The sequence below is a fragment of the Peptostreptococcus russellii genome (assembly GCF_900110295.1).
Lineage (GTDB): Bacteria > Bacillota > Clostridia > Peptostreptococcales > Peptostreptococcaceae > Peptostreptococcus > Peptostreptococcus russellii_A.
Window position 1 is genome coordinate 145,750 of record NZ_FODF01000001.1, and the last position, 20,775, is coordinate 166,524.

Genomic DNA, 20,775 nt, shown 5'->3' on the forward strand with positions numbered 1-20,775 from the left:
TAGATTGCATTTTGAAGTGTGATAAATTAAACTAATTTTAAGAGGTGTTTGTTGCAAAATAAGTTTTAAATAATAACTTGAATAAAATGATAGATTTTAAAGATAGATGCTTTAATTAGTAAAATAATATATAAAGGAGAAGATGTAACTTGGAAAATAAGAGAGTGCTACTTGGAATGAGTGGCGGAGTAGATAGTACAGTAGCTGCTTACCTATTAAGGGAAGAAGGCTATGAAGTAGTAGGAGCAACAATGAAGCTATGGGTTCCTGAAAATGTAGAAAATACAGCCATAGTAGATGCAAAGAAGATGGCGGATAAACTAGGTTTGGAACACCATGTAATAGACTTAGAAGATAAATTTAAAAGTACTGTTGTAAAACATTTTATAGATGGATATTATGAAGGTAGTACACCAAATCCATGTATATTTTGTAACAAACATATTAAGTTCGATTTAATGTTTGATGTTGCAGATGAACTGGGATGTCAGTATATAGCAACAGGTCACTATTGTAGAATTATTAAAAATGAAGAAACAAGTAAATATGAACTTATAAAAGCAGTTACGGATAAAAAAGATCAGTCATATATGATGTATAACCTTAACCAAGAGAAACTTTCTAGGATACTATTTCCTATAGGAGAATATGACAAGTCTGAAATAAGAGAGATAGCTGAAAAGGTGGGACTTGAAGTCTATAATAAACCAGACAGTCAAGATATATGTTTTATACCTGATGGAGATTATGAAAAATTTCTTGAAAAATATTCTGGTAGAAAAGATAAGAAGGGTAAGTTTGTAGATTCAAAAGGCAATGAAATAGGAAATCATCAAGGTATAACTAGATATACAATTGGTCAGAGAAAGGGCTTAGGCATAACTTTTGGAAAGCCAGTATATGTTATAGATATAAATGGAAAAGATAATACTGTCACATTAGGTGAAAATAATGATCTTTTTAAAAATGAATTAATAGCAAGAGATGTAAATTTCCTAGACTTTTCAGTAAAAGAATTGGATAAGCCTTTGGAAGTCCAAGCAAAAATCAGATATTCTTCAAGTCTATCAGATGCATTAGTTACAAAGATAGATAACAATAGAGTAAAAGTTGTATTTAAAGACTCTCAAAGAGCAATAACAAAGGGGCAAAGCGTCGTTTTCTATGAAGGAAATAAACTAATTGGTGGTGGCGTTATAGAATAGTATTTTAAATAACCTCAAAATTCCTCCAAGTTGAAGAATAAAGACTTGGAGGTGAATTATTTTAAATAAAATTTATATTATAGATATTACAATTAACAAGTATTTGAAATAAAGTACAAAGATGAAAAAATAAAGAATTTATAGAAAAAAATTAAACTTAACTTTACTGAAAAAACCATAGTTTTATAGGCATAAAAGTTATTTAAATAAAGAAAATAGAAAATTTAAAAAGGTTTAGCATAAAAAAACATCTCTCAGTATGATAAAAAAGAATAATATAAACTTGACAATTTTACTAGGGTATAATAAAATTATTTCAGAATGAAATCCGAGTTAAATGGTATGGATTGATTTAACGGGATATTTAAGAGGTGATGTTAATATGAAACTTTCCACCAAGGGTAAGTACGGTTTAAAGGCTATTTTTGAATTGGCGCTAAGTGATGGTTCCGAACCGGTACCCCTAAAACTTATAGCAAGTAAACAAAATATTTCTGATCAATATCTTGAGCAGATTTTTTCAGTTTTAAAAAAGGCTGGACTTGTTAAAAGTGTAAGAGGAGCTCGAGGTGGCTACTATTTAAATTCAAGTCCCTCGGATATTACAGTAGGTAATGTTTTGAGAGTTCTTGAAGGTGATATGAAACTAACAGAATGTCAACTAGATGAAGATTTATGTGAAAACTCAGATTCATGTGCCACTAAGGTGGTATGGACAAAACTTCAAAAATCTTTAGAAGATGTTGTAGATTCTATTACGCTTCAGGATATGCTTGACGACTACAATTCAAAATCGAAAAAGCTGGAAAATGATATAACGGACAGGTTGTGTAAATAGCTTTTATTTAAATGATAGCAAATCATTATTTTAAAAAATATAAAAATGGAGATGAAAAGTTATGGAAAACAGAAAAATATATATGGATTATTCAGCAACTACACCAGTGAAAAAGGAAGTATTAGATGAAATGCTTCCATACTTTACAGAGCATTTTGGAAATGCATCTAGTCACTATTCATTTGGTGAAGAAGCTAAGGCAGGTCTTGAAAAGGCAAGAGAGCAGGTTGCGAGTTTAATAAATGCGGAAGCTTCAGAAATATACTTTACTGCAGGTGGCTCTGAAAGTGATAACTGGGCAATAGAAGGAGCAGCTTTAAAGTTAAAGGAAAAGGGAAATCATATAATAACATCAAAAATCGAACATCATGCAGTTCTTCACACATGTGAATATCTTGAAAAGAGACATGGATTTGAAGTTACATATCTTGATGTAGATGAAGACGGTAAGATAAGCCTTGATGAGCTTGAAAAGGCTATAAAAGATACAACAGTTTTGATAACTATAATGTTTGCAAATAATGAAATAGGAACTGTAGAGCCAATTAAGGAAATTGCAGAAATAGCAAAGAAACACAAGGTGCTATTCCATACAGATGCAGTTCAAGCATTAGCAAATATAAACATAGATGTAAAAGACTTAGGAATAGACATGATGAGTATGTCAAGTCATAAGATATATGGTCCTAAGGGAATAGGTGCTTTATACATTAGAAAGGGAGTAGTAATTGACAACCTTATTCATGGTGGAGCACAAGAAAGAAAGAAAAGAGCTGGTACAGAAAATATACCTGCAATTGTAGGTTTCGGTAAGGCTTGTGAGCTTGCAGAAAAGAACTTTGATAATCATGTTAAGCATCTTACAACTCTAAGAGATAAACTAATAAACGGAATTGAAGAAGCTATACCATACATGAGAGTAAATGGTCATAGAACTGATAGACTTCCAGGAAATGCAAACTTTGCATTTAAGTATATAGAAGGAGAAGGTATGCTTTTACTTCTTGATCATGTAGGAATAGCAGGTTCAAGTGGATCAGCATGTACATCAGGGTCTCTAGATCCATCACACGTTCTACTTGCAATAGGTCTACCTCATGAAATAGCACATGGTTCACTAAGACTTACAGTAGGCGACTTTACAACAGAAGAAGATATAGATTATATAATAGAACAACTTCCTATGATTGTTGAAAGATTGAGAAGTATGTCTCCACTTTATGATGAAGCAAAGGCAAATGGAGAAGTAAAATAAATAGAAATTAATAAGAAGATTAATCGGAGGAAAACAATGCAATATAGTAAAAAAGTAATGGATCATTTTATGAATCCTAGAAATATGGGAACAATAGAAGGTGCAAGTGGGGTAGGAGAAGTTGGAAACCCACAGTGCGGAGATATAATGAAGATATATCTAGATATAGACGATGAAGGTATAATCAAAGATGTTAAGTTTAAGACTTTTGGATGTGGTTCAGCCATAGCAAGTTCTTCAATGGCTACAGAAATGATAAAGGGAAAGACTATACACGAAGCATTAGAACTTACTAATAAGGCTGTTGCAGAAGCATTAGATGGTCTTCCACCAGTAAAGATGCACTGTTCGGTGTTAGCTGAGCAAGCAGTTAAGTCAGCACTTTTAGATTATGCAAAGAAGAATAATATAGTAATACCTGAACTAGAAAACTATGAATTTGATGATGCTCACGAGCATGAACATGAGGAAGAATAATAGATATTAGTTTATAAGAGAATCAAAGAAACTAAGTAACTTTGGTTCTCTTTTATTTTTTAATAAGCAAAACTATATTACATAAAAATGAAAAGATATTTTTCTTATTTTTTTCTATAAAAAATATTTGCAAGTTTTTTCAAAAATAAAGAAAAAATTCTATTTTTTATTTGCAAAATATCTTTTTATTTAGTAAAATGATATGTAGATAAATAAATGCAATGAAGAGAAGTAGTAGCTGGAAATGTATTTTCAGAGAGTGAACGTTAGCTGTGAGTTCATATTGTCAGCCAGTGAAGCAGTCTTGGAGCAGGTACTTTGAAATTAAGTAGGAGTATTCGTTCGCTGCGTTAAAGCAAATGAGATGTCGTTTTTACGATAATTAGGGTGGTACCGCGGAAATTCGCCCCTGTATTTATACAGGGGCTTTTTATTGTTATTAAAAAGAATTTTATTTATATTGGAGGTAAAATAAATGGAAAAACTAGGTTTAAATGAAATTAGAAGAAGATTCACAGAGTTCTTCAGAACAAAGGATCACTATATTGCAAAGTCACATTCACTAATACCAAGTAATGACAAGTCATTACTTCTTATAAATTCAGGAATGGCTCCACTAAAAAATTATTTTTCAGGTGTTGAGACTCCTCCTAAAAAGAGAATGTCAACTGTTCAAAAATGTATAAGAACAGGAGATATAGATAATGTTGGTGTAACAGCAAGACATGCTACTTTCTTTGAAATGATGGGAAATTTCTCTTTTGGAGACTACTTCAAGAAAGAAGCTATTACTTGGGCTTGGGAATTCATTACAGAATGGCTTGAAATCCCAGAAGATAAAGTTTGGGTAACAGTATATGAAAGTGATGATGAAGCTTATGATTTATGGAAGAATATGATAGGCTTTCCAGAAGAAAGAATAGTTAGACTAGGTAAGGAAGATAACTTCTGGGAAATAGGTTTAGGACCTTGTGGACCATGTTCAGAGATATATTTTGATAAAGGAGAAAAATATGGCTGTGGATGTGAAGATTGTAAGCCAGGTTGTGACTGTGATAGATTCTTAGAATTTTGGAATCTTGTGTTTACACAGTTTGATAAGCAAGAAGATGGAAGCTATGGAGATCTTGAAAATAAGAATATAGATACAGGTATGGGACTTGAAAGAATGGCTTGTATAATGCAAGACGTAGATAATATATTCGAAGTAGATACTATACAAAGTGTTTTAAAGAAGGTTACTGAAATAGCAAATATAGAATACGGAAAAGATTCAGTTACTGATAAGTCTGTAAGAATAGTTACAGATCATATAAGATCAGTTGCATTTATGATTGGTGATGGAATACTTCCTTCAAATGAAGGTAGAGGATATGTTTTAAGAAGACTTCTTAGAAGAGCTGCAAGACATGGAAAACTTTTAGGAATAGAAGGACCATTCCTAAATCAACTTCTTGATATAGTTATTGAAACTTGTGGAGAAGCTTATCCAGAATTAGTAGAAAAAGAAAGCTACATAAGAAAAGTAATAGGTATAGAAGAAGAAAAGTTTGCTGAAACATTACAGCAAGGTTTAGATATACTTCATTCATATACAGAAGAAGTTAAAAAAGAGGGAAATAACATGATATCAGGAGAACAAGCATTTAAGCTTTATGATACATATGGATTCCCTCTAGATCTTACAAAGGAAATACTTATGGATGAAGGGCTAACTCTTGATGAAGAAGGATTTACAAAGGAAATGCAGATGCAGAAAGAAAGAGCAAGAGCTGCAAGAGGTAATAGAGAAGGAGACGCATGGAAGGAAGATCCACTAACTCTATTAGATGATGCTAAAAGTAAGTTTGACGGATATCATGATTTAGAAAAAAATGCCAAGATAAAGGCAATAGTCTTAGATGATGAAGTAGTAGAAGAGATAAATGAAGGTGATGAAGCTATTTTAGTTCTTGATGAAACAACATTCTATCCAAATGGCGGTGGTCAGGTAGGAGATAAGGGACAGATAGTTTCAGACATAGGAGTATTTGAAGTTAAAGACACTGTAAAGGGTGCAGGAAGCAGTATAAAGCATATTGGTACAGTGGCAAGTGGAACATTCAAGAATAGCGATGCTGTTGAAACAAGAGTAAATAAGACTCTTAGAATGGATGCAGGAAGAAACCATACTGCTACACACTTACTTCACAAGGCTTTAAAGCTTGTGCTAGGAGAACATGTAAATCAGGCAGGATCACTTGTTGAACCAGAAAGATTGAGATTTGATATAACTCACTTTGAACCAATGACTAAGGAAGAAATTGCTAAGGTAGAAAGAATTGTCAACGAATTTATCTTAGATGCAAGTCCTATAACTGCAGAAGTTATGAATATAAATGATGCAAAGAAAATGGGTGCAATGGCATTATTTGGAGAAAAGTATGGTGATGAAGTAAGAGTTGTAAAGATGGGTGACTGCTCAATTGAACTTTGTGGTGGTACACACCTTAATAATACTTCAGAAGTAGGTATGTTTAAAATTTTATCTGAAAGTGGAGTAGCTGCTGGTGTAAGAAGAATAGAGGCTATTACTGGAAGAGCAGTATATGAATATATACTTAAGAAAGACAATTTAATATCAGAAGTAGCAGAACTTCTTAAAGCAAGAGAAGATAATATACTAAATAAGGCTCAGACAATGGTAGAAGAAACTAAGAGTCTTGAAAAGGAATTACATGATATAAAATCCAAGTTAAGTATGCAAGATGCAGACTCAGTTCTTGATTCAAAAGTTAAAGTAAATGGTGTAAACCTTGTAACTAATAAGTATGAAGGTATGGATATGGATACATTAAGAGAAGCTGCAGATGCATTAAGGGATAAACTTGAAAATGGTGTAGTAGTTCTTGCAAATGTATGTGATGGAAAGATAAACTTCGTTGCAACAGCAAGTAAAGAAGCTATAAGCAAGGGTGCTCATGCAGGGAATCTTGTCAGAGAAGTCGCAAAGATTGCTGGCGGTAAAGGTGGCGGAAGACCTAATATGGCACAAGCAGGAGCAAGCGATGAATCTAAAATAGATGAAGCACTTGCACATGCAAATGAAGTATTAAAATCTCAAGTAAAATAATAATATTGTTACAAAGGCTCTCTAAGGCTGACTATAAGCCATAGAGAGCTTTTTATTTATTAGATTACTTGATAATTTCCATAAATTAATGTAAAATCTAATGTAAGCAATTTAAAATTGTTAAGTGGATAGGGAGGTAATTGTTATGGAAAACAATATGGATTACACTGTAAAGTTTGAAGGAATAAATGATGACAAAATGGATGTAGCAGAAACAATAAGCTATGTTTATGATGCGTTATTAGAAAAGGGATACAATCCGGTTAACCAGATAATAGGGTATTTATTATCAGGTGATTCTAGTTATATAACTAGCTATAAAAATGCAAGAACAGCAATAAAAAGATTCGAAAGAGATGAAATTCTTGAAGAAGTAATTTCAAAGTATCTAAATATCGAGGAGTAGGAAAATGTCAAAGAGAATTATAACTTTTATAATATCTCTCATGCTTGTTTTTTCATCGGGATTTTCAATATTCGCTAAAGACAAATCTGCTAACGATCTTATGTTCGCCACTGAAATGGAAATGTCAAAAGGAGAAAAAGATAAATTAGCAGATTCTGCTACGGCTAAAAACGGAGGCAAGGTAATAGTAATAGATATTAATAGAACCAGCCTTGAAAATTTTGAAAATATTAAATTTCTAAGAAACAAGATGGAAAAAGAGGGATATATAGGCCTTATGAATATCAGAGGTGATAAAGGCTATGATGATAGAAGAAATTATGCGACCTTTGGAGCTACAGGAAGAGCAGATATAAATAGCGATATTCCAATAGACTTTAAAATGGCAAACAAAAAAAACATAGGAATTTATGAAGCGGCAACTGGACAAAAAGCAGAAGCTATAAATCTTATGAATATTAACGACTTAGATCTTTTTAATCAAACAAAGGGTGATTATAAATCTAAATTAGGTTATCTTGGTGATACACTTGTTTCAGACGGAAAGAAGATATCAGTTCTTGGAAATAGTGATTATTATGATAATGAAGGCAATTATGTTAAAAATAGAGATTTTTGTTTGAGCGTAATGGATAGCAAGGGAAGAATTGGATCAGGTGAAATTGATAAAATAAATTATTCAAATGTTAATTTTCCATTTGGAATATCTTCTGACTACAATAAATTAAAAGAAAAGACAGATGAACTTTATAAAGACTCAGATCTTCTATTTGTCGATTTGGGTGATACATATAGACTGGATATGTATAAGACAAATCTTAATGAAAAGACATATAAAAAAATGAAGTTTGCTATATATAATAAGGTAAGTGATTATATTGAACACGTTTTCGATATAGCAGGGCCAAATGATACTATATATGTTATGTCAAGTTTTCCAAGTAAATTAGATTACTCTAATAACAGAAGACTTGCACCAGTAGTAAGGTTTGATATGTCTCAAAAATCAAGAGGCTTGCTTCAGTCTTCAACAACGAGAAGAGATGGAGTAATAGCCAATATGGATATAGGTGTTGATATCCTAAATAGATTTGGAATTAAGAACAAGGAAATGGTAGGGAAAGTTCTTACTGAAAAGAAAATGGATGGAAATTTAAACTATATTTTTAAGGAATATAAAAAGATAGTAGCAGTTTCCTCTATAAGAATGAGCATAATAAATATTTATGTAACATTTATATCTGTTTCTTGGGTAGTTGCAGCACTTGCTTTATGGCAGAAGAATAGACTTCCAGCAAAATATAGAAATAAAATTTTGTTGATGCTTAAAGAATTAGTTAAATTTGGGCTAATAATGCCATTGGCATTTTTAACAGCTCCAATTTTACATCCATCATCAGAACTTCAAATAGCCTTGGTTATTATTGCGGTTTCAATAATATATTACTTGATAGCAAGCAAGCTATTTAAGGGCGATGATATAATGCAGATAGGATTCTATTCTCTGGTGATGATATTGTTAATAACAATAGATTCAGCAATTTCAACACCTTTGATGCAGAGCAATATAATGAGTTATGACCCTATGATAGGTGCAAGATACTATGGAGTAGGTAATGAATATGAAGGTGTAACAATAGGAAGTGCAATTCTTGGATTTGCAGTTCTTCATGAGAAAAAGAATTTCCCTAAATGGCTTACAGCATTATTGCTTGCAGTAATATTATTTATTTCTGCATCTCCTGGTATGGGGGCAAATGTAGGTGGAGCTATATCAGAGTGTATTGCGTATTTAGCTTTTGTTCTATTGATATTTGGCGTAAAGATAGACTTTAAGAGAATGATAGGAATACTTGTAGCTACAGTTCTTTTAGTCGCAGCTTTTGCTACTGCAGATATTTTACTTGGTATGCAGTCTCACCTAGGAAATTTTGTAGAGCAGATTAGGATAAATGGTCCAATGGAAGTAGTCTATGTATTTGCAAGAAAAATAGCTATGAATGTACAGCTTGCTCAGACAACTGTTTGGGTAAACATACTTTTAGTAGGTCTTGTGATACTTGCTATTACAATATTTAGACCAAATAGAAATTTCTCATTAATGAAGAAAAAATACCCTATTATATATGATGGATTTTTAGCTACAATAGTTGGATGCCTTGTAACACTGCTAGTAAATGATTCAGGTATCATAGCAGCTGCTACAGATTCGATTTACTTGCTAATACCTATCCTTATAATATTGATAAATAAAGGAGTAAAAAATAAAATATGCTAAGTGGCAGAATAATGGGTTTAGATGTAGGCGACAGAACAATAGGAGTTGCTGTTAGTGATCTAATGGGAATAACAGCACAAGGTGTTACTACAATTAGAAGAGAAAGTAAAAAGAAAGATATTGAAGAATTAAAGAAGCTAATAAAAGAGCACAATGTAAAGTATATTGTTTCTGGACTTCCTAAAAATATGAATGGTACAATAGGACCTCAGTCAGAAAAAGTAATAAAATTCTGTGATATTTTGAAAGAAGAAACAGGAATGGAAATAGATTACTGGGATGAAAGACTTACAACAGTTTCAGCAGAAAAAATGCTTATTGATGGAGATGTAAGTAGAAAAAACAGAAAAAAAGTAATAGATAAATTAGCAGCTGTTTTGATACTGCAAAATTATCTTGATTTTAAGAAGTTTTAGTATGAAAAGAAGGTGTTTTTAACACCTTCTTTTTTATTTACAAAAACAAAAAAAGAATATAATTTACAGTATTGACATAAAATAAAATATGGTCTATATTTATATTATGTATTATCAATTGAAAAGGGTGATTTTATTATGGAAAACACGATGTCAATTTTAAAAGAAAAGCTTAAAGCAACAGGATTCAAGATTACACCTCAGAGAAGAGCAATAATAGAGGTATTAATTGAGAATGAAAACTCACATTTAAGCAGTGAAGAAATATACGACAAAGTAAGGGTTAACTGTCCTGAAATTGGTTTGGCTACGGTGTATAGAACAATGCAGCTTTTAGATGATATAAATGGAATATCAAAGCTTAATTTAGATGATGGTTGCATAAGATACGAGTTAAATCTTGAAGGTGAAGATACACATCACCATCATCATTTAATATGTAAAGAATGTGGTTCTATAACAGAAGTTAAAGAGGACCTACTTGAAGAAATAGAAAGTAAGGTAGAAGACAGATATAATTTCAGAATAAAAGACCATGATTTGAAGTTTTATGGCTTATGTGAATCATGTGCAAGCAAAGGGAAGTAGTGTAAAAATATGGGAAACTGGAGTTTTCCATATTTTTTTATTCAAATTTTATAATTTAATTTATATAAGTAGAGCATTTAATATTATCAAATATACTAAATAAATTAGTATGAAAGTTAATTCAACTAAAAAAGTCGACCACGTGGACGACTTTTTAGTATATGTGCTCTAAAAAATTATGAATTATATATTTAGCTTTTTTAAAAAACTTACTAATATTAAAATTGATAGTATAATAATAACAAGGTATTCTACTAAATTACATAAAAAACTACCAACTCTTAAATTAGCTAGACTAAAGTATTTTTTAGAGAAAGGATAAAAAATAGGTATTCCTCTTTTTGTTATAATATCGCACAAAAGATGTGAGATTAAAGCTGTGCTAGCTATAATTGCCAAATCCTTAATATGTAGGCTATATTCTATATACTTAAGTATACTAAAAATTAGTACAACAATAAGAGCAGAATGAGTAAGCGAACGATGATTTGTAATAGGAAATAGTGCAATTAAAAATGAAAGTACAACAATTCCAGCATTGACATTGTATATTAGTAGGGTCGTAGAGATAAGCAACATCACAAGGGTTAGGATAATAGACCGAGTGTGATTCACGGTAATCTTTTTTTCAATAAATGAAATTGCTATAAGCGAGAGGACCACTCCTATATATACGCTTTTTTCTGTCTTTGTATATAAGTAAAAACAAGCAATAAGCATAGTAAATATCAATGTACTATGTATTTTTTTTGTTGTTTTCTTGCTAACTAATTTATCTAAAACTTTGGAATTTGGTTCATCAATGTCTGGAGCTACAGATAGAAAGGCTGCTGTAGCTACTGTAATAGGATTAAGGCTCAAACCCATTAAAAGAGATATCTCTACAGCTGATAAAGTTCCAATAATTAAATGTGCTTTACTTTTCATCTCTCCTCCTTTAAATGTATATTTTTTTCATAATATCATTAATTAATATTATAAGTCAATCATGTCTTGCTTTTATAAAAAATAAAAATAATTTTTAATTGAATAAATAAGTGTAAAAATAAAAAATAATGGTATAAATATAAGCATAAAGAAAGATATAATGAAATAGAATAGTTATGAAAATAAAAACGTAAAAGAAAAACATTTTTATAAACAAATTATAAGTTTTTAGGTATAAAAATCATATTTAGTAAAAAAAATATTTATTTTTAGGAAATATGTGGTATTATAGTAATAACGGTATTTTGTGTTCGTGATTAAAAAATAAATGAAAGAAGAGGAGTAAGAAAGTTTGGCAAAAAATAATAATGATAAAATAAAAGTTATACCACTAGGCGGGTTAAATGAAATCGGAAAAAATATGACCGTAATAGAGTATAGGGATGAGATTATTGTAATTGATGCCGGTCTATGTTTTCCAGAAGACGAGTTGCTAGGGATAGACATAGTAATACCGGATATTACATATCTTGTAAAGAACGTAGATAAGGTTAAGGGTATCTTTATCACACATGGTCATGAGGATCATATTGGTGCGATACCATACTTATTAAAGAAGCTTAATGTTCCAGTATACGGATCAGCATTGAGCATTGAGCTTATAAGAGTAAAGTTGAAAGAACATAGGATAACAAATGCAAAATTAAACATTGTTAAACCTAAACAGCAAATTAAACTAAAGAACATGAGTGTTGAGTTCATCAGAGTAAACCACAGTATACCAGATGCTTATTCAATAGCAGTCCATACAAATCAGGGAGTAATTTATCATACAGGAGATTTTAAGATAGATTTAACTCCTATAGATGGAGAACAGATGGACATACATAGAATCTGTGAGATTAGCGACAAAGAAGGTATATTGTTGATGATGGCGGATAGTACAAATGCAGATAAGCCTGGAATGACTATGTCAGAGAAAAGCGTAGGAGCAGGTCTTGAAGATTTGTTTAAGAAGGCTCAAGATAGTAGAATTATAGTAGCTACATTTGCATCTAATATACATAGACTTCAGCAAATAGCCGATGTTGCAAAGATGTATAATAGAAAAGTTGCTGTATCAGGAAGATCTATGGTTAATATTGTAGGTGTAGCAAAAGAACTTGGCTATTTAAACACAGATGAACATATAATTGATTTAAACGACATACACAAATACAAAGATAATGAATTGGTAATAATCACGACGGGATCACAGGGTGAACCGATGTCAGCCCTTGCAAGAATGGCTAATTCTGAACACAAAAAAGTTGAGATAAAAAAAGGTGATTTAGTAATAATCTCAGCTCATCCTATTCCAGGAAATGAAAAAACTGTATCAAAGGTAATTAATTTCTTGTTAGAAAAGGGTGCCGATGTTGTATCAAGTGATATAGCAGATATACATGTTTCAGGACACGCTAGAAGAGATGAACTTAAGTTAATGCAAGCTTTTGCAAAACCTAGATTTTTCTTACCTATTCACGGTGAGTACAAAATGTTAAAGAGACATTCAGAACTTGCTAATGAAGTTGGTATGAAGGAAGAAGATATTTTTATAATATCTAATGGTGAAATACTTGAGCTTGATAGAAAATCTGCCAGAAAGGCAGGCAGAGTTCCATCAGGAAGAATTTTGGTAGATGGACTAGGTGTAGGAGATGTAGGAAATATAGTTTTAAGAGATAGAAAGCATTTATCTGAAGATGGTCTAATGACAATAGTTGTTACTCTATCAAAGGAAGACGGAAGTATTTTAGCAGGACCAGATATTATATCGAGAGGTTTTGTATATGTAAGAGAATCAGAAGGTCTTATGGAAGGTGCAAAGGAAATTGTTCTTAAGATATTTGAAACATGTGATAGTAAGAAAATCAAAGAATGGGCATATATCAAGAATAATATAAAAGAAGAGTTAAAAGAGTACCTTTATATTAAGACTAAGAGAAATCCAATGATTCTACCAATACTTATGGAAGTTTAATAAAAAGGGAGGATTTTCCTCCCTTTTTATTTTTAAGATTAAGTATAAATTAATGTAAAGAACATAATATATATGTAAATTAATTATAGGAGGTAAAAAAGTGAGTTTTGACTTTTTAAACAGCGTTTCCGATTTTTTAATATCCTTATTAGCGATATTATTTGCAATATCTATACATGAATTTGGTCATGCATTTGTTGCACATTTAAATGGAGACGACACAGCTAAAAATGCAGGAAGAATGACTATTAATCCTGTGAATCATATAGATCCTTTTGGTATGATTATGATGTTTTTAGTTCATTTTGGATGGGCTAAACCAGTTCCTGTAAATCCTTATAATTTCAAAAATGAAAAAATAGGAAATTTAACGGTATCTTTTGCGGGGATATTTTTCAATCTAATATCAGCGATTGTATTTGCATTGATAAACAAATATGTTCCAATGGTTTCAATAAAGGCAGTTACATATTCTCTAGTTATGTACAATATAGGTTTTGCTGCATTCAATATTTTGCCTATACCACCTTTAGATGGTTGGAATATAATAGCTACATTTTTACCTAGAGAAACAGTAAATAAGATATATGAATACTCAAGATATACTACAATACTATTTATAGTACTTATAATGACAAATGCCTTTAGTTTTATATTAAATCCTATATATGGATTTTTCTATAGAATAGTAATGCTGTTCTTATAAGCAGGAGGGAAATATGGAGTATAGTATTCAGACAAAGAAGTATGAAGGACCTATGGAACTACTTCTGGATCTTATTAAAAGAAATAAAATAGATATATCTGATATATCCATTGTTGAAATAACTGAGCAATATGTAGACTACGTAGATAATATGGATGAAATGAACCTTGATTTTGCCAGTGATTTTATAGATATGGCAGCTAGACTTTTGGAAATAAAGTCAAGGTATATTCTTTATTTAAAGTATAACTCGGAAGACGAGGAAGATCCTAGAAAAGAACTTGTTCAAAAAATAGAAGAATATAAAAAGTTTAGGGAAATAACTGATAGTCTAAGAGATAATATTAAAGAGTATGATAATAGATTTTATAGAGAAAAAGAAGAGTACTTAGATGAAGATGACGAACTTGATTTATCTGATATAACAATAGATGAAATAGCAAAAATTGCTTTAAAGATATTTAGGACAATAGACGATAATGAAAAGTCAGAAGAATTTCTTGATAAAAATGAAAAATTAAAAAGTATTGTAAGGCAAAAAAATATAAGTGTAGAATCTAGAATCGACTCAATAAGAGAAAAAATAAAAATAGAGAGTAAGGTTAAGTTTTCAGATATACTTGAATCAAAAGAAAAAAGAGAAGTTATAGCAAGTTTTTTAGCTGTTTTAGAATTAATAAAGATGAAAGAAATAGTTATAAGGCAAGAAGGTGTTTATCAGGATATAATAATAAGGAAAAAAGATGAAAATGAAGATATTATTATTAACGATAAAGCAGATAAAGAGTATGAGAAGCTAGAAAAAAAAGCTTCTAGAAGAATGGAAAGAAAATTTAAAAGTCAGCAATAAAGAAAAAGATATTTAAGTTATAAGTGGAAAAAATATATAAGAAAAAGACTAATAATAGGAATAAAAGATAAAAAAGTAAATATTTATATTAGACAAAAACAAACTAATACATTGGAAATCTTTTTACATTCAAAAAAAGAAAAATGTAAAGGTGGTGTAAAAATGGAAAATAACAATCTTAAAAGAAGTGATATAAAAAATATAATTGAAGCAATTATGTTTTCCTATGGAGAGCCAGTAAGTATAAGGGACTTAAACCTTGCAATCAATGAAGAGTTGTCACCAAAAGAAATAGAAATTATGTTAAATATTCTAATTGGTGAATATAAAGAGGCAAATCGTGGTATACAAATAATAAGATTGGGCGATAAATACCAAATGTGTTCAAATCCGGAGTATGCAGACTTCATAAAAAAGATTATGGAGCCTTCTAAAAAGAAGTCATTGAGTCAAGCCACACTTGAAACATTGATTATAATAGCATATAAGCAACCTATTACAAGAACTGAAATAGAAACTATCAGAGGGGTAAAGTGTGATAGAGTTGTAAATACTTTACTAGAAAATAACCTTGTATATGAAGCAGGAAGACTGGACAAAATTGGAAAACCCATAATATATAAAACGACCGATGAATTTTTAAAGCTTTTGGAAATAGAATCATTGGAAGATTTGCCCGATAAAGAACAAATTTCTTTAAAATAATTTTTTTGTATTTAAATAAAATGTTTCAAATGTATATATTAAAAAAAATACATATTTTTTATAATTAAGTTGCCTATTAATAAAAAAAATATGATATAATATTATGTGTATGAAAAAATTTACTACATTTAATGCTATTGTGTAGGTCTTTAAATATTTTCTAATCATATTTTTAATAAATAAAATATGGTAGATATATTTATCTGCTTGTTAAAAGGAGTAGGAGGATAATTATGGAAGATAAGGAATTAGCATTACTTTTGCTTGAGAATTTTAACATATTCGACAACACGATAAAGAACGTAACAGGTTCAGGGATGAAGAAGATTCAGAAGTTTACAACTAAGCAATTTTTTACACTTGAACAGATGAAGAAATATGATAAGATTGAGCTAAAGAACCTAAGTAAGGATTTATATGTATCGACATCAAGTCTATGCATATTATTAAACAAGTTAGTAGATTGTGAGTATGTTTTTAGAGAGGAAGATCCTAAGGACAGAAGAAATACTTTCTACGGTTTAACTGAAATGGGTAGAGAAGTACTTGCAGAGGAAGAAGATAGAATTGCTTCTGTATTAGTTAAGAACATGAATGGTTTTGATGAAAAATTTAAGAAAAACCTTGAAAAGAGTTTAATGGTGCTTATTAAAGCAGCTGAAAAATTATCATAAGGATCATGTTGAAAGGTCGGTATGTATTTTTACATACCGACCTTTTATTATATAAAAATATGATTACATTTTAAAGATATAGCCATCTACAACATTTTGATGGGGCTATAAAAGTAATAAGTATAAAATCTAATTTTTAAATTATAAATCTACGACCTTACTAAGAACGGATGCAATAGAATCATTTATTACTAAATCAGCCTTTTTGTCCATAGCAGTAGAAGTTTTATTGATCAATACTAAATGCTTACCATGGAAATAATCTAAAAAGCCCGCAGCTGGATAGACTACAAGTGATGTTCCACCGACAATGAGCATATCAGCTTCTGAGATAGCCTTTATAGACTGAACTATAGTATCTTCGTCTAAAGACTCCTCATAAAGAACAACGTCTGGTTTAACGCGAGAGCCACAGATAGGACAAGTAGGAATATCGCCTTTAAGAGTTAGAAATTCCTTGAGATTAAACTTTTCTTTACAATTTTCACAAGTATTTGAGTGTATGCTACCATGTAGTTCATAAACATTCTTGCTTCCTGCAGCTTGATGAAGACCATCTATATTTTGAGTAACAATAGCTCTAAGTTTACCTTCTTTTTCAAGTTTTGCAAGAGCTAAATGAGCTTTGTTTGGTTTTGCATTTTCATAAACCATATTTTCCTTATAGAATTTAAAGAAATCTTTAGGGTGATGAAGATAAAAACTATGAGAAACAAGTTGCTCAGGAGAAAAGTGTTTGTTCAAGTTTTTATTAAAAAGTCCATCTGAGCTTCTAAAATCAGGTATATTAGATTCAGTTGAAACTCCAGCCCCACCAAAGAATACGATATTATCAGATTCATCGATATATTTTTTAAAAAGATCTATTTTTTCATTATTCATTTGAATACCTCCTTTTTAATAATTATAACACAGTATAAATTTTATTGAGACACTGGACTTATAAAGTCGTTACTTTTAGAATATGTAATGAAAGTAATAAATAAAAAACAAAATAAAAATACCGCCATAAAGACGGTATAAAAATTTAATATATAAGTGTTTAGGAAACTGTTCCTATTTTACTAAATATTGAAGTTTTCTGATTAAGTTTTTGAAAAACAAGTACTCCTATAATTGTAACAACTACCTGACCTGCAAATACGCTTAGTCCAGTAATTAGAAGTGGTGCTTTAACTACAAAATAAAGCTCTCCACCTACAAATATTCCACAAAGCACAGAATATATAAGGGCATTAATATAAGCATTCTTTATAAAGTAGCTTATAGAGTATGAAATTACACAAATTCCAACTCCAACGAAAACGTCTACTAGTCCAAGCTGGCTAAATAAGTTTGCAATTAATACTCCGAAAGTTACACCAGGAATGTACTTTCTGTCAAAAAATGGCAACACAGCCATAACCTCACTAAATCTAAACTGTATGGCACCGTAGCTTAGTGGGTTTATTAAAGTTAAAACCACATAGATGGCACATACTAGAGCATTTGCCACCAAATCCTTTACATTTAATTGTTTCATATAAATTCCTCCTAGTTTTATTTATTGACAGGATGGTTTCGAACTGTCATATATTAACTATTAAAATAGACAAATATCATTATACACAATTTTGAAAGAAAAAGAAAGCATATAAGAATTTTTATAAAAAGAAAAAAGATTCTAAAAATATTTTTATGGAAATAACTAAAGAATAAATAAAATATATAGGAAAAAGTTGTATAATGAATATTATCAATATAAATTTTAAAAAATAAAATTATTTATATAAGGATAAATAGTTACAGTAAAAAGGTAAAAGTTACAAGGAACAATTTTTATAATACTTGAAAGCAGATTAATCTTATTAAGATTGCCTATAAGCTAAAGAGGTGTGTAACTTTTTTGTAACTTTTAATAAAAAATATTTACAAGGTTGTAATTATTTGTTATAATAAGTTTATTAAATTTGCATGAGGAGGGATAGATTTGAAAACGAAATTAGCATTATCGGCGTTAGCGATACTTCCTGTTTTAGGTGGAGTTGCTTCTGCAGATAGTTTTGGAATAATAAATTATGAATTTGTTAATATAAGAGTAAACCCAAGTATGAATGATGGAGTAAAATTCGTTCTAAAAAAGGGAGAGAAGGTACAGATCCTATCTGAGAAAGATGGATGGGTAAATATCAAGTCAGGAAATAAGTCGGGATGGGTACAAAGTGCGGCTGTTTCAAAGGAAGAAGAAAAGACAAGTAATATTAAGAAGTCATCAAAGTCAACTGTTATGTATGTAGACAATGATGCTCTTAATTTAAGGACTTCACCAAGTACAAATAGTAAAATATTAACTGTTCTAAAAAGAGGAGATAAGGTAACTGTATTACAGGAAAGTGTAGGTTGGTCAAAAGTAAACTTTAACGGACAAGAAGGTTATGTTTCTACAAAGTTTTTAGCAGCTGGAAACGCATCGACTTCATCTGTAAAGATTGTAAAGTCAAACACACTTAATGTTAGAAAAGAAGCAAATGTTACAAGTGAAAAAGTAGTATCACTTAAAAAGGGTGATAAGGTAAAGTTTCTTTCAGAAAACTCTGGATGGACAAAGGTAGATTATAACGGAAAAGTAGGTTATGTTTCATCATACTATCTTGAAGATGGTGTGGATGATGTAGATGATAGCAATACAGATAGCGATATAGAAATAGAAGACACTAATAACGATGATAAGACTTCTATAAAGGGAACTGTTGAATACAAGGATATGGGAATAAGTTTATCAGATTTTGCTGATATGCAGCTTTCTATGTCACTAAATGTTAGTTCGCTTTCTGGATGGAGTAAGGTTCAAAAGAATGAGTTGATGAAATATATGGACCCTAATAATTTCACTGATGAGGATGGAATGATGCAGTTTGCATTAGTAGATAGATATACAGATGATATAACTCCAGCACAACTTAATAGCTATCTAAGTACAGTCTGCAAGCCAGGAAATGTATTTTACAATCAAGGAGCAGCGTTTATTAATGCAGCTAAGAAGAACAATATAAACGTTCTATATCTTGTTGCTCATTCAATGATTGAAACAGGAAATGGTACTTCAAAGCTTGCAAATGGTGTTAAGTATAATGGAAAGACTGTTTACAATTTCTTCGGAATTGGCGCAGTAGATGGGAATGCTCTTGCCGGTGGTGCAGCAACTGCATACAAGAATGGATGGACAAGCGTTGCATCTGGAATAGACGGGGCTGCAAAGTGGATTTCTGATAAGTATATACACAACAGTCAGTTTAAACAAAATACTTTATATGGTATGAAATGGTCGAAGGATTATATATGGCATCAGTATGCAAGTGATATAACTTGGCCTAGTAAAATAGGAGCTAAGATGAACAGTATAGCTAGATTTTCAGACAAAACTGGATCTATTAGTTACTTAGTTCCAAAATATAGATAAATTTAAAGAAAGTAGATAATAAATTCTTTATATTAATATAAAATAAAGGAAATAGTTAGCTATCAAATTAGTAGCTAGCTATTTTTTTATATGACTTAAAAAATAAAAAAATAAGTTATTTGACAAGTGTTATTTTAATCATTATAATTCTATGTAAGTGCTTTTTTGTTAAAAAATCAATAAGAGGTGAAGTAAGTGGAAGATTTAGAAATTAATAAAGATAATAGTGTTGAGAAAGAAGAACAATTTAGTGATGCAAATTTTAATGAATCTAGAGAAGTAATTAATGAAATAGTTGTAGAGTTGTTCAATAATATAATGATGATTGAAGAAAAAGCTGTAAGAATGAGGGGAATATCTAATCTTACAATGAGTGAAATTCATGCCATTGACGCAATAGGAATAGGCGATGGAAAGATGATGTCTGAGGTAGCTGAGCAACTTCACATTACAATGGGTACACTGACTTCAACTATGACAAAACTAGAGAAAAAAGGTTATGCAAAAAGAACTAAAGACCCTACTGACAGAAGAGTAGTTTTAGCGTCTTTGACAAGGAAAGGTGAGTTAGCCTATAAGATTCATAAAAACTTTCATGATGAAATGGTAGACAGGGTGATTTTGGATCTTAATCTTCATGAAGATAAGGTTCTTATAAAATCACTTAGAAATATTAATGAATTTTTTTTAAAAGAATATTTAGAGGATTAATAGTTTTAGAGACTAAGGAGAATACAGAGTATTCTCCTTTTTATATGCAAAGATAACTATATATTAGAATGCTTTTAAATCATCTTCAACGGATGTATATTACTTTTAATAAAGTAATATTTAAAAATAAAGATTAGATTAATAAAAATAAAGGGGTAAATTAAC

At 30.5% G+C, this 20,775-nt stretch carries 19 protein-coding genes and 1 other annotated feature; of the genes, 16 read left to right on the forward strand and 3 right to left on the reverse strand.

The window, feature by feature from the left end; all coding sequences use genetic code 11:
* Positions 1-149: 149 nt before the first annotated feature.
* From mnmA to BMY82_RS00675, 9 genes are all read left to right on the forward strand, one after another.
* Positions 150-1,205 carry a tRNA 2-thiouridine(34) synthase MnmA gene (gene mnmA, locus BMY82_RS00635; RefSeq protein WP_091973176.1) on the forward strand — a complete coding sequence of 352 codons (1,056 nt, stop codon included), beginning with the start codon at positions 150-152 and terminating at the stop codon, positions 1,203-1,205.
* A gap of 382 nt (positions 1,206-1,587) precedes the next feature.
* Complete coding sequence (locus tag BMY82_RS00640; RefSeq protein ID WP_091973178.1) at positions 1,588-2,043, forward strand: RrF2 family transcriptional regulator; 456 nt, start codon at positions 1,588-1,590, stop codon at positions 2,041-2,043.
* Positions 2,044-2,104: 61 nt separating this feature from the next.
* Positions 2,105-3,298, forward strand: coding sequence for a cysteine desulfurase NifS (nifS, locus tag BMY82_RS00645; RefSeq protein WP_091973199.1), 1,194 nt, complete (start codon positions 2,105-2,107; stop codon positions 3,296-3,298).
* Positions 3,299-3,334: 36 nt separating this feature from the next.
* Positions 3,335-3,775: a Fe-S cluster assembly scaffold protein NifU gene (gene nifU / locus BMY82_RS00650; protein WP_091973202.1), complete on the forward strand. Its 441-nt coding sequence runs from the start codon at positions 3,335-3,337 to the stop codon at positions 3,773-3,775.
* Between the two features lie 212 nt (positions 3,776-3,987).
* Positions 3,988-4,189 (forward strand) — a binding site (T-box leader).
* A 61-nt stretch (positions 4,190-4,250) separates the two neighbouring features.
* A complete protein-coding gene (gene alaS / locus BMY82_RS00655) occupies positions 4,251-6,887 on the forward strand; it encodes an alanine--tRNA ligase (RefSeq protein WP_091973205.1) in 2,637 nt (878 codons plus the stop codon).
* Between the two features lie 145 nt (positions 6,888-7,032).
* The gene (locus BMY82_RS00660; protein ID WP_091973210.1) at positions 7,033-7,293 is read left to right on the forward strand and encodes an IreB family regulatory phosphoprotein; all 261 of its coding nucleotides are present in this window, start codon (positions 7,033-7,035) and stop codon (positions 7,291-7,293) included.
* Between the two features lie 4 nt (positions 7,294-7,297).
* Positions 7,298-9,571 (forward strand): hypothetical protein, encoded by a 2,274-nt coding sequence (locus BMY82_RS00665; RefSeq protein WP_091973213.1) that lies wholly within the window; start codon positions 7,298-7,300, stop codon positions 9,569-9,571.
* Positions 9,565-9,987, forward strand: coding sequence for a Holliday junction resolvase RuvX (gene ruvX, locus BMY82_RS00670; RefSeq protein WP_091973216.1), 423 nt, complete (start codon positions 9,565-9,567; stop codon positions 9,985-9,987). Before BMY82_RS00665 ends, ruvX begins: the two co-directional genes overlap by 7 nt.
* A 138-nt stretch (positions 9,988-10,125) precedes the next feature.
* On the forward strand, positions 10,126-10,575 hold the full coding sequence (locus BMY82_RS00675; RefSeq protein ID WP_091973219.1) for a Fur family transcriptional regulator: 450 nt from the start codon (positions 10,126-10,128) through the stop codon (positions 10,573-10,575).
* Positions 10,576-10,758: 183 nt separating this feature from the next.
* Here BMY82_RS00675 and BMY82_RS00680 read toward each other — a convergent pair whose 3' ends face one another.
* On the reverse strand, positions 10,759-11,502 hold the full coding sequence (locus tag BMY82_RS00680) for a metal-dependent hydrolase (RefSeq protein WP_091973241.1): 744 nt from the start codon (positions 11,500-11,502) through the stop codon (positions 10,759-10,761).
* A 352-nt stretch (positions 11,503-11,854) separates the two neighbouring features.
* Here BMY82_RS00680 and BMY82_RS00685 point away from each other — a divergent pair, with 352 nt between their 5' ends.
* From BMY82_RS00685 to BMY82_RS00705, 5 genes are all read left to right on the forward strand, one after another.
* The gene (locus BMY82_RS00685) at positions 11,855-13,525 is read left to right on the forward strand and encodes a ribonuclease J (RefSeq protein WP_091973244.1); all 1,671 of its coding nucleotides are present in this window, start codon (positions 11,855-11,857) and stop codon (positions 13,523-13,525) included.
* A 100-nt stretch (positions 13,526-13,625) separates the two neighbouring features.
* On the forward strand, positions 13,626-14,231 hold the full coding sequence (locus tag BMY82_RS00690; RefSeq protein WP_091973247.1) for a site-2 protease family protein: 606 nt from the start codon (positions 13,626-13,628) through the stop codon (positions 14,229-14,231).
* A 13-nt stretch (positions 14,232-14,244) separates the two neighbouring features.
* Positions 14,245-15,081 (forward strand): segregation and condensation protein A, encoded by an 837-nt coding sequence (locus BMY82_RS00695; protein ID WP_091973250.1) that lies wholly within the window; start codon positions 14,245-14,247, stop codon positions 15,079-15,081.
* 162 nt (positions 15,082-15,243) lie between these two features.
* Positions 15,244-15,786 carry an SMC-Scp complex subunit ScpB gene (gene scpB / locus BMY82_RS00700; protein WP_091973253.1) on the forward strand — a complete coding sequence of 181 codons (543 nt, stop codon included), beginning with the start codon at positions 15,244-15,246 and terminating at the stop codon, positions 15,784-15,786.
* A gap of 233 nt (positions 15,787-16,019) precedes the next feature.
* Positions 16,020-16,460 (forward strand): MarR family winged helix-turn-helix transcriptional regulator, encoded by a 441-nt coding sequence (locus BMY82_RS00705; protein ID WP_091973258.1) that lies wholly within the window; start codon positions 16,020-16,022, stop codon positions 16,458-16,460.
* 141 nt (positions 16,461-16,601) lie between these two features.
* On the opposite strand, the gene BMY82_RS00710 is transcribed toward BMY82_RS00705, so the two are convergent.
* Together BMY82_RS00710 and BMY82_RS00715 are read right to left on the reverse strand one after the other, a co-directional pair.
* Complete coding sequence (locus tag BMY82_RS00710) at positions 16,602-17,342, reverse strand: NAD-dependent protein deacylase (RefSeq protein WP_091973263.1); 741 nt, start codon at positions 17,340-17,342, stop codon at positions 16,602-16,604.
* A 160-nt stretch (positions 17,343-17,502) separates the two neighbouring features.
* Positions 17,503-17,982, reverse strand: coding sequence for a QueT transporter family protein (locus tag BMY82_RS00715; RefSeq protein WP_091973268.1), 480 nt, complete (start codon positions 17,980-17,982; stop codon positions 17,503-17,505).
* 447 nt (positions 17,983-18,429) lie between these two features.
* On the opposite strand from BMY82_RS00715, the gene BMY82_RS00720 reads away from it, so the two are divergent.
* Both BMY82_RS00720 and BMY82_RS00725 read left to right on the forward strand, forming a co-directional pair.
* A complete protein-coding gene (locus BMY82_RS00720) occupies positions 18,430-19,899 on the forward strand; it encodes an SH3 domain-containing protein (RefSeq protein ID WP_091973272.1) in 1,470 nt (489 codons plus the stop codon).
* Positions 19,900-20,094: 195 nt separating this feature from the next.
* The gene (locus BMY82_RS00725) at positions 20,095-20,610 is read left to right on the forward strand and encodes a MarR family winged helix-turn-helix transcriptional regulator (protein WP_091973275.1); all 516 of its coding nucleotides are present in this window, start codon (positions 20,095-20,097) and stop codon (positions 20,608-20,610) included.
* Positions 20,611-20,775: the final 165 nt, after the last annotated feature.

What these genes read in the sequence shown, in the direction of transcription:
- BMY82_RS00640 (WP_091973178.1), top strand. Translation starts at nt 1,588, where the DNA reads ATGAAACTTTCCACCAAGGGTAAGTACGGTTTAAAGGCTATTTTTGAA.
- nifS (WP_091973199.1), top strand. Translation starts at nt 2,105, where the DNA reads ATGGAAAACAGAAAAATATATATGGATTATTCAGCAACTACACCAGTG.
- nifU (WP_091973202.1), top strand. Translation starts at nt 3,335, where the DNA reads ATGCAATATAGTAAAAAAGTAATGGATCATTTTATGAATCCTAGAAAT.
- alaS (WP_091973205.1), top strand. Translation starts at nt 4,251, where the DNA reads ATGGAAAAACTAGGTTTAAATGAAATTAGAAGAAGATTCACAGAGTTC.
- BMY82_RS00660 (WP_091973210.1), top strand. Translation starts at nt 7,033, where the DNA reads ATGGAAAACAATATGGATTACACTGTAAAGTTTGAAGGAATAAATGAT.
- BMY82_RS00665 (WP_091973213.1), top strand. Translation starts at nt 7,298, where the DNA reads ATGTCAAAGAGAATTATAACTTTTATAATATCTCTCATGCTTGTTTTT.
- ruvX (WP_091973216.1), top strand. Translation starts at nt 9,565, where the DNA reads ATGCTAAGTGGCAGAATAATGGGTTTAGATGTAGGCGACAGAACAATA.
- BMY82_RS00675 (WP_091973219.1), top strand. Translation starts at nt 10,126, where the DNA reads ATGGAAAACACGATGTCAATTTTAAAAGAAAAGCTTAAAGCAACAGGA.
- BMY82_RS00680 (WP_091973241.1), bottom strand. Translation starts at nt 11,502, where the DNA reads ATGAAAAGTAAAGCACATTTAATTATTGGAACTTTATCAGCTGTAGAG.
- BMY82_RS00695 (WP_091973250.1), top strand. Translation starts at nt 14,245, where the DNA reads ATGGAGTATAGTATTCAGACAAAGAAGTATGAAGGACCTATGGAACTA.
- scpB (WP_091973253.1), top strand. Translation starts at nt 15,244, where the DNA reads ATGGAAAATAACAATCTTAAAAGAAGTGATATAAAAAATATAATTGAA.
- BMY82_RS00705 (WP_091973258.1), top strand. Translation starts at nt 16,020, where the DNA reads ATGGAAGATAAGGAATTAGCATTACTTTTGCTTGAGAATTTTAACATA.
- BMY82_RS00710 (WP_091973263.1), bottom strand. Translation starts at nt 17,342, where the DNA reads ATGAATAATGAAAAAATAGATCTTTTTAAAAAATATATCGATGAATCT.
- BMY82_RS00715 (WP_091973268.1), bottom strand. Translation starts at nt 17,982, where the DNA reads ATGAAACAATTAAATGTAAAGGATTTGGTGGCAAATGCTCTAGTATGT.